Here is a 17081-nt window from a genome sequence, read left to right on the forward strand (position 1 = left end):
TACGTAACGGTTTTATGACACGTAACGATTTTCTTACGTTTTCTTAACTTGACCCAACGGAACATCGTTCGCGTTCGAAATGGACCCGCGCTGGAAGTCCGAGATCAGCGTGGCAAAATCACTGTAAATACAGAACCTTTGCCCAGAGTGCTTTCGACACGCAACCGGCCCCTATGGCGGTTGACGATGTGCTTTACAATCGCCAGGCCCAGCCCCGTACCGCCCAATTCGCGGGACCTGTGACTGTCGGCGCGATAGAAACGCTCGGTCAGGCGCGGCAGATGTACGGCATCAATGCCTGGGCCTTTGTCTGCGATCTGTACCCGAACCGCAGGACCGCGCATGGCGGTGTCGCGTTCAGATGCTTGAATGCGCACATCAACATTACCGCCGCTACCACCATATTTGATGGCGTTCTCAACGAGGTTCGTAAACACTTGGCGCAGTTGGTCGCTGTCTCCCGTCACCGAGATTGGTCCCGAAGACGTATCCAGTGTCAGGTCCACATTTGCAGCCTCGGCCAGGGGACGCAGCGTTGTCAGCGTAGATTGCAGCAGGCCCGTCAGATCAAGCTGCTCCCTGGGGCGAACCCGCTCTTCGCTCTCGACCCGGTTCAGAGATAGCAGATCGCCGACCAGCCGGTTCATCCGATTGGCTTCGTCGGTCATGATCTGCAGAAACCGCTCACGGGCGGCTGCATCGTCTCGCGCTGGACCGCGCAATGTTTCTATGAATCCCATCAGAGCGGTCAGAGGCGTACGCAGTTCGTGGCTGACATTTGCCACGAAGTCGCGCCTCATTTGTCCGGCCTGTTCCAGATGCGTGACGTCCTGGAAAACGACCATCACGGCACCACCCTCAACCGCGCCCACACCGTTCATGTAACGGCATTGCACTTCGAAAGTGGTGTCCTGGGCACCATCATTGGACAAATGACGCGTTTTGGACGAGCCCTTGCTGCGCAAGCTCTGCTCTATCGCGTCGATAACTTGTGGTTGCCGAAGGATCGTCGCGAAATGACGGCCTTCGATGTTCTGACCCAGCATTGTTCTGGCTTCGGTGTTGGCCGCTATGATGCGCTCGGTCTGATCAACCACAAGCGTGGGTATCGGAATGGCCGACACAATTTCAGCAAGCAGGTCATTTGGCATTTCCGTCACTCTTGATGCGTTTGGAATCAACCTAGGACACAGGTTTCAAAGTTTTGCGAAACGCGCGCATATTCTGTTGATAATGCAGCGCACTGAAGGTGATTTTTTGCGCCGCAGCCTCATCAAGTTCCCGCACAACTTTACCCGGTGACCCCATGACCAGAGAGTTATCGGGTATCTCTTTGCCTTCCGTAATCAGGGCGCCGGCACCGATCAGGCAGTTTTTTCCGATCTTCGCCCCATTCAGGACAATCGCGCCCATTCCGATCAGCGTATTTTCCCCGATCGTGCAGCCATGCAGCATGACCTTGTGTCCGATGGTGCAGTTCTTACTAATGGTCAGCGGATACCCGGCGTCGATATGCATGACGCAGTTTTCCTGGACGTTGCTGCCCTCGCCCACGCGGATCTCTTCGTGGTCGGCGCGGATCGTGCAACCGAACCAGACCGAGGCACCCTGTTCCAGAACGACTTTCCCAATCAGGTTTGCGTCCGGCGCAACCCAGGTGTCTTCATGGATTTGCGGCACGTGGTCACCCAAAGCGTAAATGGTCATGCCAAGCCCTCAAATTCGTTTTGCAGCGTGCGGACATGGTTCTGTAGGCTGGGCTGCTGAATGCGGCGCATGCGTTCGGCGCTGACGATGGTTTTCAGCTTCTCTTCGGTGGCATCCAGATCGTCATTGATCAGAACATAGTCATAATAGCCCCAGTGGCTGATCTCATCCCAACTTTTCAGCATACGTTTGGCGATCACATCTTCACTGTCCTGACCTCGGCTTTCCAGCCTGCGGCGCAGCTCAGGGATCGACGGCGGCAGGATAAAGATCGACAAAGCGTGCTTGCCCAAATCCGAATTTCGGATTTGCACCTCACCTTGCCAGTCCACGTCGAACAGAACGTCTTTGCCGCTGTTAATGGACTCTCGTACCGGACCCGCAGGTGAGCCGTAGAAATTGCCGAACACGTGCGCGTGTTCCAGCATTTGTCCCTCGGACACCTGCTGCCGGAACGCATCTTCACTAAGGAAGTAATACTCGCGTCCGTCTTCCTCACCTGGACGTGGTGCGCGGGTGGTGGCCGAGACCGAAAACTCAAGCTCAGAATCCCACTGCATCAGCCGTTTCGCCAGGGTCGATTTACCGGCCCCCGAAGGCGAGGACAGAATGATTAATAGGCCGCGTCGATCCGCCATTTGGGCGCTCCTGTGGTTATTCTACGTTCTGCACTTGCTCGCGCATCTGATCTATTACGGCCTTCAACTCAAGGCCTACCGCTGTCAATTCCGCGCTTTGCGCCTTTGAGCACAAAGTATTGGCCTCGCGGTTGAACTCCTGCATCAGGAAATCCAGCTTGCGCCCAACCGCCGCGTCCTGCGCCAGCAGATCGCGGGCTGCCACGACATGCGCTTTCAGGCGATCTATCTCTTCGGTGATGTCCGCCTTGACGGCAATCAGCGCCAATTCCTGAGCAACGCGGTCCGGATCAGCCCCCTGCGCGTTGTCCATTACCCGCGCCAGATTATCCCGCAGCGCCTCGGCCATCTTGTCCTTGCGCTGCTCTGCCAGCTCTGCCGCCTGGACCGTTAATGAAGCAACCTGGCCTAGTTGATCATCCAGAACAGTCGCCAGCGCCCGCCCCTCGGACTGGCGCATTTCTATAAATTCGCCCAATAGGCTACTGAACTCTGTCGTCAGTTGGCTAACCAACGGGCCCGGGTCATCCCCATCACTGCCCGCATCCAACATACCCTTGATCGAGATCAGATCAGCGGCCGTCGAGGGCCCAAGGTTTACGTCCCGCGCAATGGCCATTTCCTGCGTTCGCGCCACAGCCTCAAGAACGGCACCCATGGCAGTCTCGTTCAGGACCAGGTCCGCCTGCGTCTCATCTCGGCTGAGGCGCAAAGACAATGTCACATTGCCTCGGCTGAGTTGTTTCGACATGGCGGCGCGCAACGCGGCTTCAAGCCCGGTCAACCAGTCCGGCACGCGCAGACGCATGTCCAGCCCCTTGCCGTTCACGCTGCGCAACTCCCACGTCCAGCAATGCGGCCCAAACGCCCCTTTGCCCGAGGCGAAACCCGTCATGGATTTAATCATGCCTGCCCTTTCCATAGCTGCCCGTTTTCAGTTTGCTGGGCGCACCTAATGCGAACCGCGCGCACAGGGCAAGAGTTTGCTGACTCTGCCTTTGTTCGCCAGTCGTTAACCATTCGTTAAAGATTTACTCCAAAATTGAATCAACCTGCGTCAGTCTTACACCTGCGAACACCGGTCTCGGATAGAGGTCCCCAGTATTTCGCATTTTAGGAAAATGACGGTCGATAGGCGCCAGGGTGATAATGATGAAAACCTTTTTCGGGAACGGTTTCGGGTCAAGTTTTGGAAAGATCGTCGCTATGGATCGATTTGACAGCGGGCACAGCCTTTCGCCCATCCGGCAGGCCGAGGCGTATTGGACGGCACTTTTGACAGGTGACGGTGTTCCCATGCGGTCGCAAATCGACCCCCGCGGGCTTGAGAACATTTTGGAATACACTTTCGTTCTGGAACGCATCGCCCCCGGACTTACCCGGTTCCGTCTAGCTGGGAGGCATCTGAACCAACTGGCCGGGATGGAAGTGCGCGGCATGCCGCTGACCTCCTTCTTTGAACTTGGCGCGCGGGACCAGATCAAGACAGTTTCAGAACAGGTATTCGCACAGCCAGCAATCGCCAATCTGACCCTGGGTTCATCGGGCCGGTTGGGGCGTGTGCAATTACAGGCCCGCATGCTTCTATTGCCGCTGAAAAGTGATCTAGGTGATGTCAGCCGCATTCTGGGCGTAACGGTCAGCGACGGCGTTATCGGTGCAACACCCCGACGGTTCACAATCTCAGAAACCAATCTACGCCCGGTGTCGGATGTGCAGGTTCCTCAACAACCGTCGGAAACGGTTGAGACGGGCTTCGCTGAAGATCAGCAGAGATTTGATCGTCCCGGCGCCCATCTGAGGCTGGTTGTTTCGCGCGACGACTAAGTCGCAAACAAAAAAAGGCGGGCCCATGCAGCCCGCCTTTTCCGTTGATTTTCAATACCTTTAACCGGCTGCGCGGTTCTTGCGGTCGCGGCGCAGGTTGGTCAGCTCTTCTGCGACAAGGAATGCTAGTTCCAAGGACTGCGATGCGTTCAGGCGTGGGTCGCATGCCGTGTGGTAACGATCTGACAGGTCCTCTTCGGTAACCGCGCGCACGCCGCCGGTGCATTCGGTGACGTCCAGACCGGTCATCTCAAAATGCACACCGCCGGGAACCGTGCCTTCGGACTGATGGACGCCAAAGAAGTCGCGTACCTCACGCAGGACCGAGTCGAACGGACGGGTTTTGTACCCGGTTGCCGACTTGATCGTGTTGCCATGCATCGGGTCGCAAACCCAAGTGACCTTGGCACCCTCTTCCTTAACCGCCTTGACCAGACGCGGCAGGTGCTCGCCTGCCTTGCCTGCGCCAAACCGTGCGATCAGGGTCAGGCGACCCTCTTCGTTTTCCGGATTCAGCTTGGCCATCAGAACTTTGAGGTCCTCGGCTGTCGTGGTCGGGCCACATTTCAGACCAATCGGGTTCAGAACACCGCTGCAGAATTCGACATGCGCACCGTCTGGCTGACGCGTACGGTCGCCGATCCAGATCATGTGGCCGGACCCTGCCAACCAGTTGCCAGACGTCGAATCGAGACGGGTCAGAGCCTCTTCGTATTCCAGCAGCAAGCCTTCATGGCTGGTGTAAAACTCCACGGTTGAGAACTCGTGCGTAGTGTCCGCTGTGATCCCGGCGGCATCCATGAAGTCGATCGTGTCTTGAATACGGTCTGCAATTTCCGAGTATTTCTGAACATCCTGTTCATCTGTGAAGCCCAATGTCCACGAATGCACCATGCTCATATCGGCGAATCCGCCGGTCGAGAATGCACGCAACAGGTTCAAGGTTGCGGCAGCCTGAGTGTAGGCCTGCAGCATCTTTCCGGGATTCGGGATGCGGGCTTCGGGCGTGAAGGCCAGTTCGTTGATGATGTCACCGCGGTAGCTGGGCAGCTCAATACCGTCCAAAACCTCGGTCGGCGCACTGCGCGGCTTGGCAAACTGGCCCGCCATGCGGCCCACTTTGACCACGGGCACCTTGGCACCATAGGTCAGTACCATCGCCATCTGCAGCATCACCTTAAAGGTGTCACGAATTGCATCCGCGCTGAATTGCTCAAAGCTTTCAGCACAATCCCCGCCCTGCAACAGGAAAGCCTCGCCGCGACCGGCCGCACCCAAATGTTGCTTGAGACGCCGTGCTTCGCCAGCAAAGACCAGCGGGGGATACTGAGAAAGCTGAGCCTCGACTTTGGCCAACGCGGCCGCATCGATATAGTCTGGCATCTGAACCCGGGGCTTGTTGCGCCAGTTCGTTTTTTGCCATTCGGTCATAGCTTTGATCTCCGCTGAAGTAGTCAGGTCGTCTCTATACAAAATGCATTGAAGACTGACCATATCCCTTTTGCGCCTCTTGACGTCGGAAACAAGCTTTGATCATGGTGGCTGGCAACAACGACGCCGGACGCGACGTAACAACGCGCCGAATCAAGGACACCAAGCCATGCAAGAGCAACGCCAAGTTGTCACAGTGGAAAGCGCTGAGGCCAATCCTCGGCATTTCGTGTTTGTCCTTTTGGACAAGTTTTCCCTGCTGTCTTTTGCCTCGGCGTTGGACAGCCTGCGGATTGCCAACCGTATGGCAGACAAAGAACTCTACACGTGGGCCCTGGCCGGTGAAGGTGGTGATACGGTCAGCTGTTCTGCCGGGACTACCTTTAACGTTGAAACCGACTTGGTCGAACTGCAACGCGACGACGTGATTCTGATCTGCGGTGGCGTAGACGTTCAATTGGCGACAACCAAGAAAGTGCTGAATTGGGTCCGGCGCGAGGCCCGGCGCGGTTTGCGCATCGGCGGATTGTGTACGGCAGCTTATACGTTGGCCAAAGCCGGGTTGCTGGACGGCAAACGCGCCACGATCCACTGGGAGAATTCTGACAGCTTTATCGAAGAATTCGACGAGGTCGAGCTTACCAAATCGGTTTTTCAGATCGACGGTAACCGGATGACGACCGCGGGCGGCACGTCCTCAATCGACCTGATGCTCAAGATCATTGCCGATGATTATGGTGAGGATCTGGCGAATGCCGTAGCGGATCAGATGATCTATTCCTCGATCCGTACCGATCAGGACACACAGCGCCTGTCGACCCCGACCCGGATTGGTGTGCGTCATCCAAAGTTGAGCCAGGTCATCCTGATGATGGAAAAGAACATCGAAGAGCCGATATCACCCTCGATTCTGGCCAAGGATGTCGGCATGTCCACGCGCCAGCTGGAACGCCTGTTCCGTCGTTACCTCAGCCGCTCGCCAAAGCGATACTATATGGAGCTGCGCCTACACAAAGCGCGCAACCTGCTGATGCAGACGGATATGAGCGTGATCAACGTGGCTCTGGCTTGCGGCTTTGCCTCGCCCAGTCATTTCTCAAAATGCTACCGGGCCCATTACAACACAACGCCTTACCGTGAACGTGGTGCGCAAAGCGGGCGGCTTTCCGTCTGATCCGCGCCTATTTGGGGGTCATGCGATAGATGGCTCCCTGTCCCACCGAAATGAACCAGATCGCCCCATCAGGGGCTTCGACGATGTCCCGAACACGCTCGGTTTCCGGTCCCTTGATCTGTTCGACCTCGCGCAGCGGTGTTCCTTCAAGGCGCGAGATGTAGTCAAACTTGAGCGACCCGACAAAGATATCGCCCCGCCACTCTGGCCATAGCTTGCCGGAATAGACCAGCAAACCGGACGGGGCGATGGACGGATCCCAATAGTGTTCAGGCTGTTCCATACCGGGTTTCGAAGTGCCCTCACCGATCTTCTGCCCCGAATAATGGACGCCATAGGATATCACCGGCCATCCGAAATTCAGCCCCTGTTGGATCAGGTTCACTTCATCTCCGCCTTGCGCACCATGCTCTGAAATCCACAAGCGTCCTTGCCTGTCCAACCCAGCGCCCTGCGGGTTGCGATGACCAAATGACCAAATCTCAGGGCGAATTCCGGCTTGTCCGACAAAAGGGTTGTCGGTGGGCACCGAACCATCCCGATTGATACGAATGACGGTCCCCATGTGGTTTGACCTGTCCTGCGCTGACGGACGGTCTCCGCGATCCCCAATCGTTACAAACAGCGTTCCGTCCTGCGCCTCGACCACACGCGAGCCAAAGTGTCGGCCGGTCGAACCTCCGGGAACCGCTTCGAAAATGATCCGCAGGTTGTCCAAACGGCCCCCGTTTTCCGACAGGCGCGCCACGGCCACCGCCATTCCTGCCCCGCCACTTTGGGGTTTGGAGAAGGTGAGAAACACCTCGCGAGACTGTGCAAAATCCCGTGCCACGGTGATATCGAGCAACCCTCCCTGCCCGTTCGCAGCCACCTTGGGCACCCCGGCAATGCGTTTGACCTCGCCTTGCGAGACAAACAAAAGCTCGCCGTCCCGTTCGGTCACCAATGCGCCGCCCCCGGGCAATAACCCGATGGCCCAAGGTGCATCCAGCCCGGTGACCATCGCCGTGACCTGAATCGTCCCGGCTGAGGTTTGAAGGGTATCGGCGCTGATGGGGCCAGCAAAAACCGACAGGACCAGAATCGCGGCAGCCCTAAACATGAGAATCTCCAACTCTGGTAAAATGTGACAAGCTCATCAAAACAAATAGGTTTATTATTGGCAAAAACACATTTGCGTTAGGACTTTTCTTTTCCAGACAGCTTGCCTAGGGTCTTGCCCAGAACGAATACGTTCCAATAAGGGAGTAACCATATGAAAAAGCTGCTTACTGCAACTGCAGCATCCGCTCTGCTGGCTGGTCCGGCACTGGCCGAAGACGTCACTTTGGGCGTTCTGTTTGGCTTCACCGGCCCGATTGAATCGCTGGCACCAGCGATGGGTTCGGGTGCCGAAATGGCGATGGCCGAAGTCACCGAATCCGGCAAACTGCTGGACGGCTCAAAGGTCACCGCGTCGCGCGCTGACACCGGCTGTATCGACAACGGTCTGGCGACATCGAACGGCGAACGCATGATCGCGGACGGCGTTGCCGGTATTGTCGGCGGCGACTGCTCGGGTGTGACCGGCGCGATCCTGCAAAACGTTGCGATCCCGAACGGCATGGTCATGATCTCGCCGTCGGCGACATCGCCGGGTCTGTCGACTATGGAAGACAATGGTCTGTTCTTCCGCACCGCACCGTCGGATGCGCGTGAAGGCGAAGTGATGGCTGACATCCTGAAGGATCGCGGCATCAACTCGATCGCCCTGACCTATACCAACAACGACTACGGCAAGGGTCTGGCAGACGCGATCCAATCCTCGTTCGAAGCAGCCGGCGGTGAAGTGACCATCGTTGCCGCGCACGAAGACGGCAAGGCTGACTACTCGGCTGAAGTTGGTGCGCTGGCGTCGGCTGGTGGCGACATTCTGGTTGTCGCAGGCTATCTGGACCAGGGCGGTCTGGGCATCATTCAGTCCTCGCTGGACAGCGGTGCCTTTGACACATTCGGTCTGCCGGGCGGCATGATCGGTGACTCGCTGCCTTCCAACGTCGGTCCCGACCTGAACGGCTCGTTCGGTCAGATCGCCGGTTCGGGCGGTGAAGGTGCTGAAAAGTACTTTGCCATGGCCGAAGCCGCAGGCTTTGACGGTTCGTCGCCCTATTCGCCTGAATCCTATGACGCTGCCGCGCTGTTCATGCTGGCCATGCAGGCGGCAGGTTCCACTAACCCGGCTGAATACGGTGCCAAGATCTTGGATGTCGCCAACGCCCCGGGTGAGAAGATCTATCCGGGTGAACTGGCCAAAGGTCTGGAGCTTCTCGCCGCTGGTCAGGACATCGACTATGTCGGCGCGTCGGGTGTTGAGCTGATCGGCCCCGGTGAAAGCGCGGGTTCTTATCGCGAGATCGAAGTAACCGACGGCGAAAACAAGACCGTCAACTTCCGTTGAACCGGTCTTAAACGTCATAAAATCAAGCAGCCCGGGCCTTGTGTCCGGGCTGTTTCAATGAAAAAAGGCCGCACCTCACCTTTTGGGGTCGAGGAAGCAGAAACACCGACAAGGGTGGCTAGGGGAAAAGATGATCGTCGTCGAGGACGTGCACAAGCATTTCGGCGGGTTTCACGCGGTGGATGGGGCGTCGCTGGAAATCCAAAAAGGTTCGATCACAGGCCTGATCGGGCCGAACGGGGCGGGAAAGACCACCCTTTTCAACGTGATCGCGGGCGTTCTGCCTCCGACAAGCGGCAGAGTGTTCATGGACGGCGAAGAGATCACCGGTCTGCCTCCGCATGACTTGTTTCACAAGGGTCTGCTGCGCACCTTTCAGATCGCGCACGAATTCTCTTCGATGTCCTGCCGCGAGAATCTTATGATGGTGCCCGGCACGCAATCAGGTGAGTCCCTGTGGAACACCTGGTTTGGTCGCAAGCGCATTGCCGACGAAGAACGAGCCCTGAAGGCCAAGGCCGATGAGGTGCTTGAGTTTCTGACTATCGAACATCTGGCCGACCACAAGGCGGGTCAGGTCTCTGGCGGGCAAAAGAAGCTGCTGGAACTCGGCCGCACCATGATGGTCGACGCCAAGATCGTGTTTCTGGACGAGGTCGGCGCAGGCGTGAACCGCACCCTGTTGATGACCATCGCCGACACGATCCTGCGTCTAAACAAGGAACGCGGCTATACTTTCGTCGTCATCGAGCACGACATGGATTTTATCGGCAAGATCTGCGACCCGGTCATCTGTATGGCCGAGGGCAAGGTTCTGGCTGAGGGTACACTGGACGAGATCAAGGCCAATGAGCACGTGATCGAAGCCTATCTGGGGACCGGCCTCAAGAACAAAGACAAGCTGGAGGCCCAAACATGACCGCGGGTGCAGGCGATAATCCCTATCAGGACGATCACGGCAACAAAGACGCCTCGATCACCAATACCCGCGGCGTTGGCACCATGACGCCCGCGCATGCGAAAAGCGGTCCCGTTTCCAAGGTTGAAGGCGGCCCCTTTCTGATCGGCGACACCATGACCGGCGGTTATGGCAAAGGGCCGGACATCCTGCACGACTGCACTATCGCGGTCGACAAGGGTGAGATCGCAGTCATCGTTGGCCCCAATGGCGCTGGCAAATCGACGGCTATGAAGGCTGTCTTTGGTATGCTGGATGTCCGTTCCGGCGCGGTGCGGCTGGATGGAGAGGATATCACCAACCTCACCCCGCAGGACCGCGTAATCCGCGGTATGGGGTTTGTGCCGCAAACCTCCAACATCTTCACGTCAATGACAGTCGAAGAAAACCTTGAGATGGGTGCCTTCATTCGCCGCGACGATATCAGCCAGACGATGGAGCAGGTTTATGACCTCTTCCCCATCCTGCGTGACAAACGGAACCAGCCGGCCGGAGAGCTGTCGGGCGGTCAGCGTCAGCAGGTCGCCGTCGGCCGCGCGCTGATGACCCAGCCTAAGGTGCTGATGCTGGACGAACCAACCGCAGGTGTATCGCCCATCGTGATGGACGAGCTGTTCGACCGGATCATCGAGGTTTCCCGCACTGGTTTGCCAATCCTGATGGTGGAGCAGAATGCTCGTCAGGCCCTGGAGATTGCCGACAAGGGTTACGTTCTGGTTCAAGGTCGAAATGCTTATACCGGTACAGGCAAGGAACTGTTGGCCGATCCTGAGGTGCGAAAGAGTTTCTTGGGTGGGTGAGTTGAAGGCCGTGGCGACGCTCGCGTTTACCGCAATTGGCAGTACAGCGCTTTCAACTCCCTGCGCCTTGCAAGAAACCTGCGCGTATGTGGAGGACTGCGAGGGCGCTGAACTCACGCTCGAACTTTTGGGTACTCCACCAGAGCTTGTTCAAAGCAATTTTGGTGACTTTTCTGTGGATCAGATAGCAAGGGCAGGCGAAATCACTTCGAAAATCCGTTTATCAAATGGACAAGAGTGGACCGCCACCGCGAAAAACGACTTGCTGACCGCATCTCGGACACAGGACGACAAACACATAAACATGTATGTGACGAAGACCTCAGACACCGAAGTGGCAGTGACACTTCTTACCCTGCCAATGCGCTATGTCGATTATGCGCAAGCAGGCCAAGCAAGACGCGCATTCTCCGGAAAATGCGGACTGGAGTTTTAATGGAGTTCCTCAATGCCATTATGGCGCTCTCCAACGTCATCCTTGTTCCCGAAATTGTCTGAAATCAATACCCGAAGTTTCCCGAAATTCTCCTACCATCCCAAGATTTCCACGCCTCGGCTGCAATCCGGTCACATTGTGCGTTTAGCGCCGGGCTTTGTGAAGGAAACGGTTTCCCGGTCAACCAAAGTTAGCTCCGTGAAATCAAGCGAACCTTCTGAATGAAAAACTCTATTCAGGACCCATAAATGAAAAAATGGATGTGTGTGGCCGTCGCCACCTTGTGCGCAACTGCCGCAACGGCGGAAGAGCGCCACTTTGTCTGCGTCTCAGACCGCGACGGTAGCGAAGTGCGCCTCAACAGGGCACCGGAAGGAGACAAGGGCAACATCGAAACTGCGAACATTTCCGGCGATGCCATGGTGCTTAAAGGCGTTGGCAACATGACGTTTGTCTATATCGAAGGCGCGGATGTCATGACCTTTGTCGTCCATTATGACGACATGTCTTATGATCTTTCAGTCAAAGGCCCGCATGCCGGTACCGATCACGGGACATGTAAAGAAGTCTAAGTGCTCTCTCAGAGAGCCCCGAAACAAATCGGGGCTATCGAGGTTAATATCTCAAGAAATATCAAGAGGATGTGAGCACATGCTCACTCCTCTTTTTTTCCGAATGATATTGTCTAGGTCAGATGAGGGCGTCGCGGATCTCCGTTCGCTCTTCATTCTCAACCACCCGCATTCCAGCAGAAACCCCAATCTGGAAGGCGGAGGAAACCACCAAGGGACACCATGAAAAATCTGACTGCACTGACACTCGCCCTTCTCGCCCCCTCATATGGTTTGGCTGCTGGTTCCGGACCGCTAGACGGCGCTGATTTTGTCGTGACCTGCGTCTCGGACACCGATGGTAGTAGCGTTACTCTGGCCCGTTCGGGTGCGACTGATACCGGCTTCATCGTAACGGACACAATTCGGGGTGAAGCCAAGATTCTACCGGGTGTTAACTCGCTGACGTTTCTCCACATCATGGACAAAGACGTGGTCACTTTTGTCGTCGATTTCGACGACCTAAACTATGACATGTCCATCAAGGGGCAGCACACTGCAAACGACCGTGGCATTTGCGATGACCCCGTAAGCTGACAAAGCGATAACTCTCTCACATTCCGGCCCTTTCAGTCCAAAAAAGGGAGCGCAAATTGTTGTGTCTGACATAAGCGTCGTGCCATAAAGCCGCACCCGGACAGTGAGAAGAATTGATGGACTTACTAAACGCGCTTGTTGCGCTTTCGAACTTTGTGATCGTGCCTGCGGTTGCTTACGGCAGCCAGTTGGCTCTGGGGGCGCTGGGGGTCACGCTTATCTACGGCATCCTGCGGTTTTCGAATTTTGCCCATGGCGACACGATGGCCTTTGGCGCGATGATTGCCGTGCTGGTCACCTGGGGCCTGCAAGCCGCCGGAGTGAGTTTCGGACCGCTACCCACCGCACTGTTGGCCCTGCCATTTGCGATCCTGGGCTGCATCGTTCTGGTTCTGATAACCGACCGGCTGGTCTATCGATTTTATCGAGAACAAAAAGCCAAACCGGTGATCCTTGTGATCGTTTCTATGGGCGTCATGTTCATCATGAACGGCCTTGTTCGCTTTATCATCGGACCGGATGACCAAAGGTTTTCAGACGGCGCGCGATTCATTATATCCGCCCGTGATTTCAAGGCGATGACCGGATTGCGTGAAGGGCTTGCGATCAAGACCTCTCAGGGCATCACTCTGGTAGTTGCCGTTATCGCGGTGGCGCTGCTGTTTTGGTTTCTCAACAAAACCCGCACGGGCAAATCGATGCGAGCCTATTCCGACAACGAGGATCTGGCACTGCTCTCGGGTATCAACCCCGAGCGCGTTGTGATGATCACCTGGATCATCGTAGCAGCATTGGCGACCACCGCTGGTGTTCTCTATGGGTTGGACAAAAGCTTTAAGCCGTTTGTCTATTTCCAACTTCTGCTGCCGATCTTCGCCTCGGCCATTGTCGGCGGTCTTGGCAACCCGCTGGGCGCCATCGCTGGCGGGTTCATTATCGCGTTTTCCGAGGTCACCGTAACTTATGCGTGGAAAAAGGTGCTGACTTACGTCGCGCCAGAAAGTCTGGCGCCTTCGGGACTAGTGCAATTCCTATCCACCGATTACAAATTCGCCGTCAGCTTTGCCATCTTGCTGATCGTGCTTCTGTTCAAGCCTACCGGCCTGTTTAAAGGGAAAGCGGTATGACCGAGTCTGTCAAAAACACGCTGCTTTTTGTTGTCGTTGGCGGCTTGATCCTGCTGACCGGTTTCACACAAAGCTGGAACTCCGCGATCCTGATCCTGAACATGGGGCTGATCTCTGCCATCATGGCGATTGGGGTGAACCTGCAGTGGGGATTTGCTGGCCTCTTTAATGTCGGTGTCATGGGTTTTGTGGCGCTGGGTGGTCTGGCTGTTGTGTTGGTATCGACCGCTCCAACACCCGGTGCGTGGTCTTCGGGCGGGTACGGCATCTTTCTTTCCTTGCTTTTGGGGGCTGCGACCGTTGTGGCGGCGGTGCTGGTGGCGACCCGGATGCCAAAGGGCCGCGCCCAAACCTTGACGATTGTCGCCATTCTTATTGTAGGCTTCTTTGTTTACCGCGCGGTATTCGATCCCAGCGTGGCTGGTGTTGAAGCAATCGATCCGGCAGTTGCCGGCAACCTCGGCGGTTTGAACCTGCCGGTCCTTGTGGCCTGGCCTGCGGGTGGTCTGTTGGCTGCTGGTGCGGCGTGGCTGATCGGAAAAACGGCGCTGGGTCTCCGCTCGGACTACCTGGCAATTGCAACGCTTGGCATTGCCGAGATCATCATTGCGATTATGAAGAACGAAGACTGGCTGGCCCGGGGCGTCAAGAATGTCTACGGAATCCCGCGCCCTGCCCCCGTGGTAGGCTACGAGGTCGAACTGCAGAACGATCCCGGCTTTGTCGCGCGCGCCGATTGGTTCGGGTTGGACCCCGTCATCGCATCGACGCTTTCGGTCAAACTGGGCTATTCGCTGCTGTTCATGATCGTTCTGCTTGCTTTGCTGTGGATGGCGCAAATGGCGTTGAAAAGCCCGTGGGGCCGCATGATGCGCGCCATCCGCGACAATGAGGTCGCGGCAGAGGCTATGGGCAAAGATGTCACCCGCCGCCACCTGCAGATATTCGTGCTCGGCTCGGCCATCTGTGGCATCGCCGGTGCGATGATGACAACTCTGGACGGGCAACTTACGCCGGGCACATACAATCCGCTGCGGTTTACGTTCCTTGTCTGGGTGATGGTCATTGTGGGCGGTTCAGGCAACAATTTCGGTGCTGTTCTGGGCGCATTCCTGATCTGGTTCCTGTGGGTTCAGGTCGAACCAATGGGGTTGTGGTTCATGAGCCTGATCACATCGAGTATGCCAGATGGCAGCGCGCTCAAATCTCATTTGATCGACAGCGCCGCGCATATGCGGTTGTTCACCATGGGCCTAGTCCTGCTGATTGTTCTCAGGTTCAGTCCAAGGGGTTTGATTCCGGAAAAGTAAGGTCACAATCCATCAATTCTTGAAACCGCGCCAACTGACTGGTGCGGTTTCTTGATTTTATACGGTATACGGATTAGACGAATCCCAGTACCGCCTTGATCCAGCCCTCTTTTTGGCCAGTATTTACGCTAAATTGATGCTTGGCCCGCGATCATTCGGGAAACCTACGAGTTTAAAAAGAGTGCACATGAATACTTCCTTCACTAAAATAGCCCTTACCGTCCCGCTGTTCGCCATGCTTGCTGGATGTATCCCGTCGCCGGAAGAATTGGAAACCGCGCCGGTAAAGGTGCAGACACCTAAGGGTGAAGTTACTTGCCAACTATATCGTACAGACCGTGTGATCTGGGATCGGGCGACCAACTTCCCGGCCACCAAAATGTCGGTCTCCGAAGCGGACGCCTATTGCAAACAAGAAGGCCAGCGCCGCCTGAAGTAAAATACGTGTGCCGGGCAGAAGGTTCCTGCCCGGCACTACCCTTATCTGGCTTTGAACAAACCGCCCAGAATGCCGCGCACAATGCGGCGTCCGGTTGTTCCTTTCAATTCCTTGATCACAGCCTCGCTCATCGCGGTTGCGAACGTGTCTTTCTTGCGCATCACGCGAGAGGATGACCGCCCAACCCGGCTGCCGGAATAGCGTCTTGCTGTCGCAAATTCACGCTCGGCCGTGGATTGGGTTTCCAACTGTTCCTCGGCCTCTGCCGCTGCTTGCGCTGCTGCATCTGCGCGGGACTGAAGGATTTCAAAAGCCGATTTCCGGTCCTTCAACTGCCCGTATTTCACGTTCATCGCTGAGGCATCCATCAGCGCCTTCCGCTCGGCCTTGGTGATTGGCCCCAGTTGCGACCCGGGCGGGCGGATCAGAGTGCGTTCGACGATCCCTGGCACGCCTTTTTTCTGCAACATCGAAGTCACGGCCTCACCGACACCAACCTCGCGGATCGCCTCTTCGGTATCGAAGGCCGGGTTTTCACGATAGGTTTCTGCCGCAAGCCGCAGGTTTTTTCGATCCCGCGCCGTGAATGCGCGCAAAGCATGCTGCACCCGGTTGCCAAGTTGTCCCAGAATGTCTTCCGGAACGTCCGCCGGATTCTGCGAGATGAAATAGACACCCACCCCTTTGGAGCGAATGAGGCGGGCGACCTGCTCGACTTTGTCTACCAGAACCTTGGGCGCATCATCGAACAGCAAATGCGCCTCGTCGAAGAAGAACACCAGTTTGGGTTTGTCCGGGTCGCCAACTTCGGGCAGTTCCTCAAACAGCTCGCTCAGCAGCCACAGCAGGAATGTTGCATACAGACGCGGTGACCCCATCAGCGTGTCGGCGGCAAGGATGTTCACAACGCCCTGACCGTTTTCATCGACGCGCATCAGATCGGCCAGCTCCAGCGCGGGTTCACCAAACAGTTTGGTGCCGCCCTGGTTTTCCAGAACCAGCAGGCGGCGTTGTATGGCCCCGATCGAAGAGGTTGAGACGTTACCGTATCGCAAAGACAATTGTGCCCGGTTTTCCCCTATCCAGACCAGCAACGACTGAAGGTCCTTAAGGTCCAGCAGTGGCAGTCCCTCTTCGTCTGCCACCCGGAACGCGATGTTCAGAATGCCCTCTTGCGCTTCGCTCAGATCCATCAGGCGCGACAGCAGCAGAGGTCCCATCTCGGTTACTGTTGTGCGAACAGGATGTCCTTGTTGCCCGAACAGATCCCAAAACGTGACCGGGCACGCGCCATACGAATAATCGGCAAAGTCGATCCGCCGGGCGCGACCCTGAAACGCTTGGTGAAGCTTGTGGCTTTCGCTTCCCGCCTTGGCCAGACCGGACAGGTCCCCTTTGACGTCAGACAGGAATACCGGAACACCGGCTTGGGAAAACCCCTCGGCCAGAATTTGCAGTGTCACTGTTTTTCCTGTTCCCGTCGCCCCCGCGATCATGCCGTGGCGGTTGGCATATTTCAGCGTCAGCGACTGCGGCTGGCTGTAGTCGTTGCCACCGCCGCCCAAGAATATGTTTTGGTCCATGAATGTAAGGCCTTATTTCCACCGATCTGCGGCCAGCATACAAAGTTAACCTTTAACTGCGAAAGT

General features: G+C 56.5%; 18 protein-coding genes. 11 read left to right on the plus strand and 7 right to left on the minus strand.

Annotated elements, in window-relative coordinates:
- Nucleotides 1-104 precede the first annotated feature (104 nt).
- From QMP16_RS03420 to QMP16_RS03435, 4 genes are read right to left on the minus strand one after another with little or no spacing between them, the layout of a single operon-like run.
- Entirely contained in the window at nucleotides 105-1151 is a 1047-nt protein-coding gene (locus tag QMP16_RS03420; RefSeq protein WP_282151224.1) for an ATP-binding protein, read from the minus strand.
- Between the two features lie 31 nt (nucleotides 1152-1182).
- Nucleotides 1183-1707 carry a gamma carbonic anhydrase family protein gene (locus QMP16_RS03425; protein WP_282151225.1) on the minus strand — a complete coding sequence of 175 codons (525 nt, stop codon included), beginning with the start codon at nucleotides 1705-1707 and terminating at the stop codon, nucleotides 1183-1185.
- Entirely contained in the window at nucleotides 1704-2345 is a 642-nt protein-coding gene (gene gmk / locus QMP16_RS03430; RefSeq protein WP_058271617.1) for a guanylate kinase, read from the minus strand. The genes QMP16_RS03425 and gmk overlap by 4 nt, the downstream gene beginning before the upstream one ends.
- Nucleotides 2346-2361: 16 nt before the next feature.
- Nucleotides 2362-3252 (minus strand): YicC/YloC family endoribonuclease, encoded by an 891-nt coding sequence (locus QMP16_RS03435; protein WP_282151226.1) that lies wholly within the window; start codon nucleotides 3250-3252, stop codon nucleotides 2362-2364.
- Nucleotides 3253-3497: 245 nt separating this feature from the next.
- Here QMP16_RS03435 and QMP16_RS03440 point away from each other — a divergent pair, with 245 nt between their 5' ends.
- Nucleotides 3498-4172, plus strand: a complete 675-nt coding sequence (locus QMP16_RS03440; RefSeq protein ID WP_282151227.1) for a PAS domain-containing protein — start codon at nucleotides 3498-3500, stop codon at nucleotides 4170-4172.
- Nucleotides 4173-4232: 60 nt separating this feature from the next.
- On the opposite strand, the gene QMP16_RS03445 is transcribed toward QMP16_RS03440, so the two are convergent.
- Nucleotides 4233-5603, minus strand: a complete 1371-nt coding sequence (locus QMP16_RS03445; protein ID WP_282151228.1) for a class II 3-deoxy-7-phosphoheptulonate synthase — start codon at nucleotides 5601-5603, stop codon at nucleotides 4233-4235.
- 169 nt (nucleotides 5604-5772) lie between these two features.
- On the opposite strand from QMP16_RS03445, the gene QMP16_RS03450 reads away from it, so the two are divergent.
- On the plus strand, nucleotides 5773-6777 hold the full coding sequence (locus QMP16_RS03450) for a GlxA family transcriptional regulator (RefSeq protein ID WP_282118425.1): 1005 nt from the start codon (nucleotides 5773-5775) through the stop codon (nucleotides 6775-6777).
- Nucleotides 6778-6784: 7 nt separating this feature from the next.
- Here QMP16_RS03450 and QMP16_RS03455 read toward each other — a convergent pair whose 3' ends face one another.
- A complete protein-coding gene (locus QMP16_RS03455) occupies nucleotides 6785-7879 on the minus strand; it encodes a PQQ-dependent sugar dehydrogenase (protein WP_282151229.1) in 1095 nt (364 codons plus the stop codon).
- Nucleotides 7880-8032: 153 nt separating this feature from the next.
- Here QMP16_RS03455 and QMP16_RS03460 point away from each other — a divergent pair, with 153 nt between their 5' ends.
- The 9 genes from QMP16_RS03460 (at nucleotide 8033) to QMP16_RS03500 (ending at nucleotide 15432) form a co-directional block, all read left to right on the plus strand.
- Nucleotides 8033-9214, plus strand: a complete 1182-nt coding sequence (locus QMP16_RS03460) for an ABC transporter substrate-binding protein (RefSeq protein WP_108858629.1) — start codon at nucleotides 8033-8035, stop codon at nucleotides 9212-9214.
- A gap of 130 nt (nucleotides 9215-9344) precedes the next feature.
- A complete protein-coding gene (locus tag QMP16_RS03465; protein WP_282118423.1) occupies nucleotides 9345-10133 on the plus strand; it encodes an ABC transporter ATP-binding protein in 789 nt (262 codons plus the stop codon).
- Complete coding sequence (locus QMP16_RS03470) at nucleotides 10130-10972, plus strand: ABC transporter ATP-binding protein (RefSeq protein WP_282118422.1); 843 nt, start codon at nucleotides 10130-10132, stop codon at nucleotides 10970-10972. Before QMP16_RS03465 ends, QMP16_RS03470 begins: the two co-directional genes overlap by 4 nt.
- A complete protein-coding gene (locus QMP16_RS03475) occupies nucleotides 10965-11408 on the plus strand; it encodes a hypothetical protein (protein WP_282151230.1) in 444 nt (147 codons plus the stop codon). The genes QMP16_RS03470 and QMP16_RS03475 overlap by 8 nt, the downstream gene beginning before the upstream one ends.
- Nucleotides 11409-11656: 248 nt before the next feature.
- Nucleotides 11657-11980 (plus strand): hypothetical protein, encoded by a 324-nt coding sequence (locus tag QMP16_RS03480; RefSeq protein WP_170557293.1) that lies wholly within the window; start codon nucleotides 11657-11659, stop codon nucleotides 11978-11980.
- Nucleotides 11981-12202: 222 nt separating this feature from the next.
- On the plus strand, nucleotides 12203-12556 hold the full coding sequence (locus QMP16_RS03485) for a hypothetical protein (RefSeq protein ID WP_282151231.1): 354 nt from the start codon (nucleotides 12203-12205) through the stop codon (nucleotides 12554-12556).
- A gap of 116 nt (nucleotides 12557-12672) precedes the next feature.
- Nucleotides 12673-13683, plus strand: coding sequence for a branched-chain amino acid ABC transporter permease (locus QMP16_RS03490; protein ID WP_058271609.1), 1011 nt, complete (start codon nucleotides 12673-12675; stop codon nucleotides 13681-13683).
- Complete coding sequence (locus QMP16_RS03495) at nucleotides 13680-14993, plus strand: branched-chain amino acid ABC transporter permease (RefSeq protein WP_282151232.1); 1314 nt, start codon at nucleotides 13680-13682, stop codon at nucleotides 14991-14993. The genes QMP16_RS03490 and QMP16_RS03495 overlap by 4 nt, the downstream gene beginning before the upstream one ends.
- 187 nt (nucleotides 14994-15180) lie before the next feature.
- On the plus strand, nucleotides 15181-15432 hold the full coding sequence (locus QMP16_RS03500; protein ID WP_282151233.1) for a hypothetical protein: 252 nt from the start codon (nucleotides 15181-15183) through the stop codon (nucleotides 15430-15432).
- Between the two features lie 41 nt (nucleotides 15433-15473).
- Here QMP16_RS03500 and QMP16_RS03505 read toward each other — a convergent pair whose 3' ends face one another.
- Nucleotides 15474-17015: a helicase HerA-like domain-containing protein gene (locus QMP16_RS03505; RefSeq protein WP_282151234.1), complete on the minus strand. Its 1542-nt coding sequence runs from the start codon at nucleotides 17013-17015 to the stop codon at nucleotides 15474-15476.
- Between the last annotated feature and the right edge of the window lie 66 nt (nucleotides 17016-17081).

Source organism: Ruegeria atlantica, from assembly GCF_947495585.1.
Classification (GTDB): Bacteria; Pseudomonadota; Alphaproteobacteria; order Rhodobacterales; family Rhodobacteraceae; genus Ruegeria; species Ruegeria atlantica_G.

What these genes read in the sequence shown, in the direction of transcription:
- QMP16_RS03500 (WP_282151233.1), top strand. Translation starts at nt 15,181, where the DNA reads ATGAATACTTCCTTCACTAAAATAGCCCTTACCGTCCCGCTGTTCGCC.
- QMP16_RS03435 (WP_282151226.1), bottom strand. Translation starts at nt 3,252, where the DNA reads ATGATTAAATCCATGACGGGTTTCGCCTCGGGCAAAGGGGCGTTTGGG.
- QMP16_RS03455 (WP_282151229.1), bottom strand. Translation starts at nt 7,879, where the DNA reads ATGTTTAGGGCTGCCGCGATTCTGGTCCTGTCGGTTTTTGCTGGCCCC.
- QMP16_RS03485 (WP_282151231.1), top strand. Translation starts at nt 12,203, where the DNA reads ATGAAAAATCTGACTGCACTGACACTCGCCCTTCTCGCCCCCTCATAT.
- QMP16_RS03450 (WP_282118425.1), top strand. Translation starts at nt 5,773, where the DNA reads ATGCAAGAGCAACGCCAAGTTGTCACAGTGGAAAGCGCTGAGGCCAAT.
- QMP16_RS03490 (WP_058271609.1), top strand. Translation starts at nt 12,673, where the DNA reads ATGGACTTACTAAACGCGCTTGTTGCGCTTTCGAACTTTGTGATCGTG.
- QMP16_RS03465 (WP_282118423.1), top strand. Translation starts at nt 9,345, where the DNA reads ATGATCGTCGTCGAGGACGTGCACAAGCATTTCGGCGGGTTTCACGCG.
- QMP16_RS03420 (WP_282151224.1), bottom strand. Translation starts at nt 1,151, where the DNA reads ATGCCAAATGACCTGCTTGCTGAAATTGTGTCGGCCATTCCGATACCC.
- QMP16_RS03425 (WP_282151225.1), bottom strand. Translation starts at nt 1,707, where the DNA reads ATGACCATTTACGCTTTGGGTGACCACGTGCCGCAAATCCATGAAGAC.
- gmk (WP_058271617.1), bottom strand. Translation starts at nt 2,345, where the DNA reads ATGGCGGATCGACGCGGCCTATTAATCATTCTGTCCTCGCCTTCGGGG.
- QMP16_RS03480 (WP_170557293.1), top strand. Translation starts at nt 11,657, where the DNA reads ATGAAAAAATGGATGTGTGTGGCCGTCGCCACCTTGTGCGCAACTGCC.
- QMP16_RS03440 (WP_282151227.1), top strand. Translation starts at nt 3,498, where the DNA reads ATGAAAACCTTTTTCGGGAACGGTTTCGGGTCAAGTTTTGGAAAGATC.
- QMP16_RS03505 (WP_282151234.1), bottom strand. Translation starts at nt 17,015, where the DNA reads ATGGACCAAAACATATTCTTGGGCGGCGGTGGCAACGACTACAGCCAG.
- QMP16_RS03470 (WP_282118422.1), top strand. Translation starts at nt 10,130, where the DNA reads ATGACCGCGGGTGCAGGCGATAATCCCTATCAGGACGATCACGGCAAC.
- QMP16_RS03460 (WP_108858629.1), top strand. Translation starts at nt 8,033, where the DNA reads ATGAAAAAGCTGCTTACTGCAACTGCAGCATCCGCTCTGCTGGCTGGT.
- QMP16_RS03445 (WP_282151228.1), bottom strand. Translation starts at nt 5,603, where the DNA reads ATGACCGAATGGCAAAAAACGAACTGGCGCAACAAGCCCCGGGTTCAG.
- QMP16_RS03495 (WP_282151232.1), top strand. Translation starts at nt 13,680, where the DNA reads ATGACCGAGTCTGTCAAAAACACGCTGCTTTTTGTTGTCGTTGGCGGC.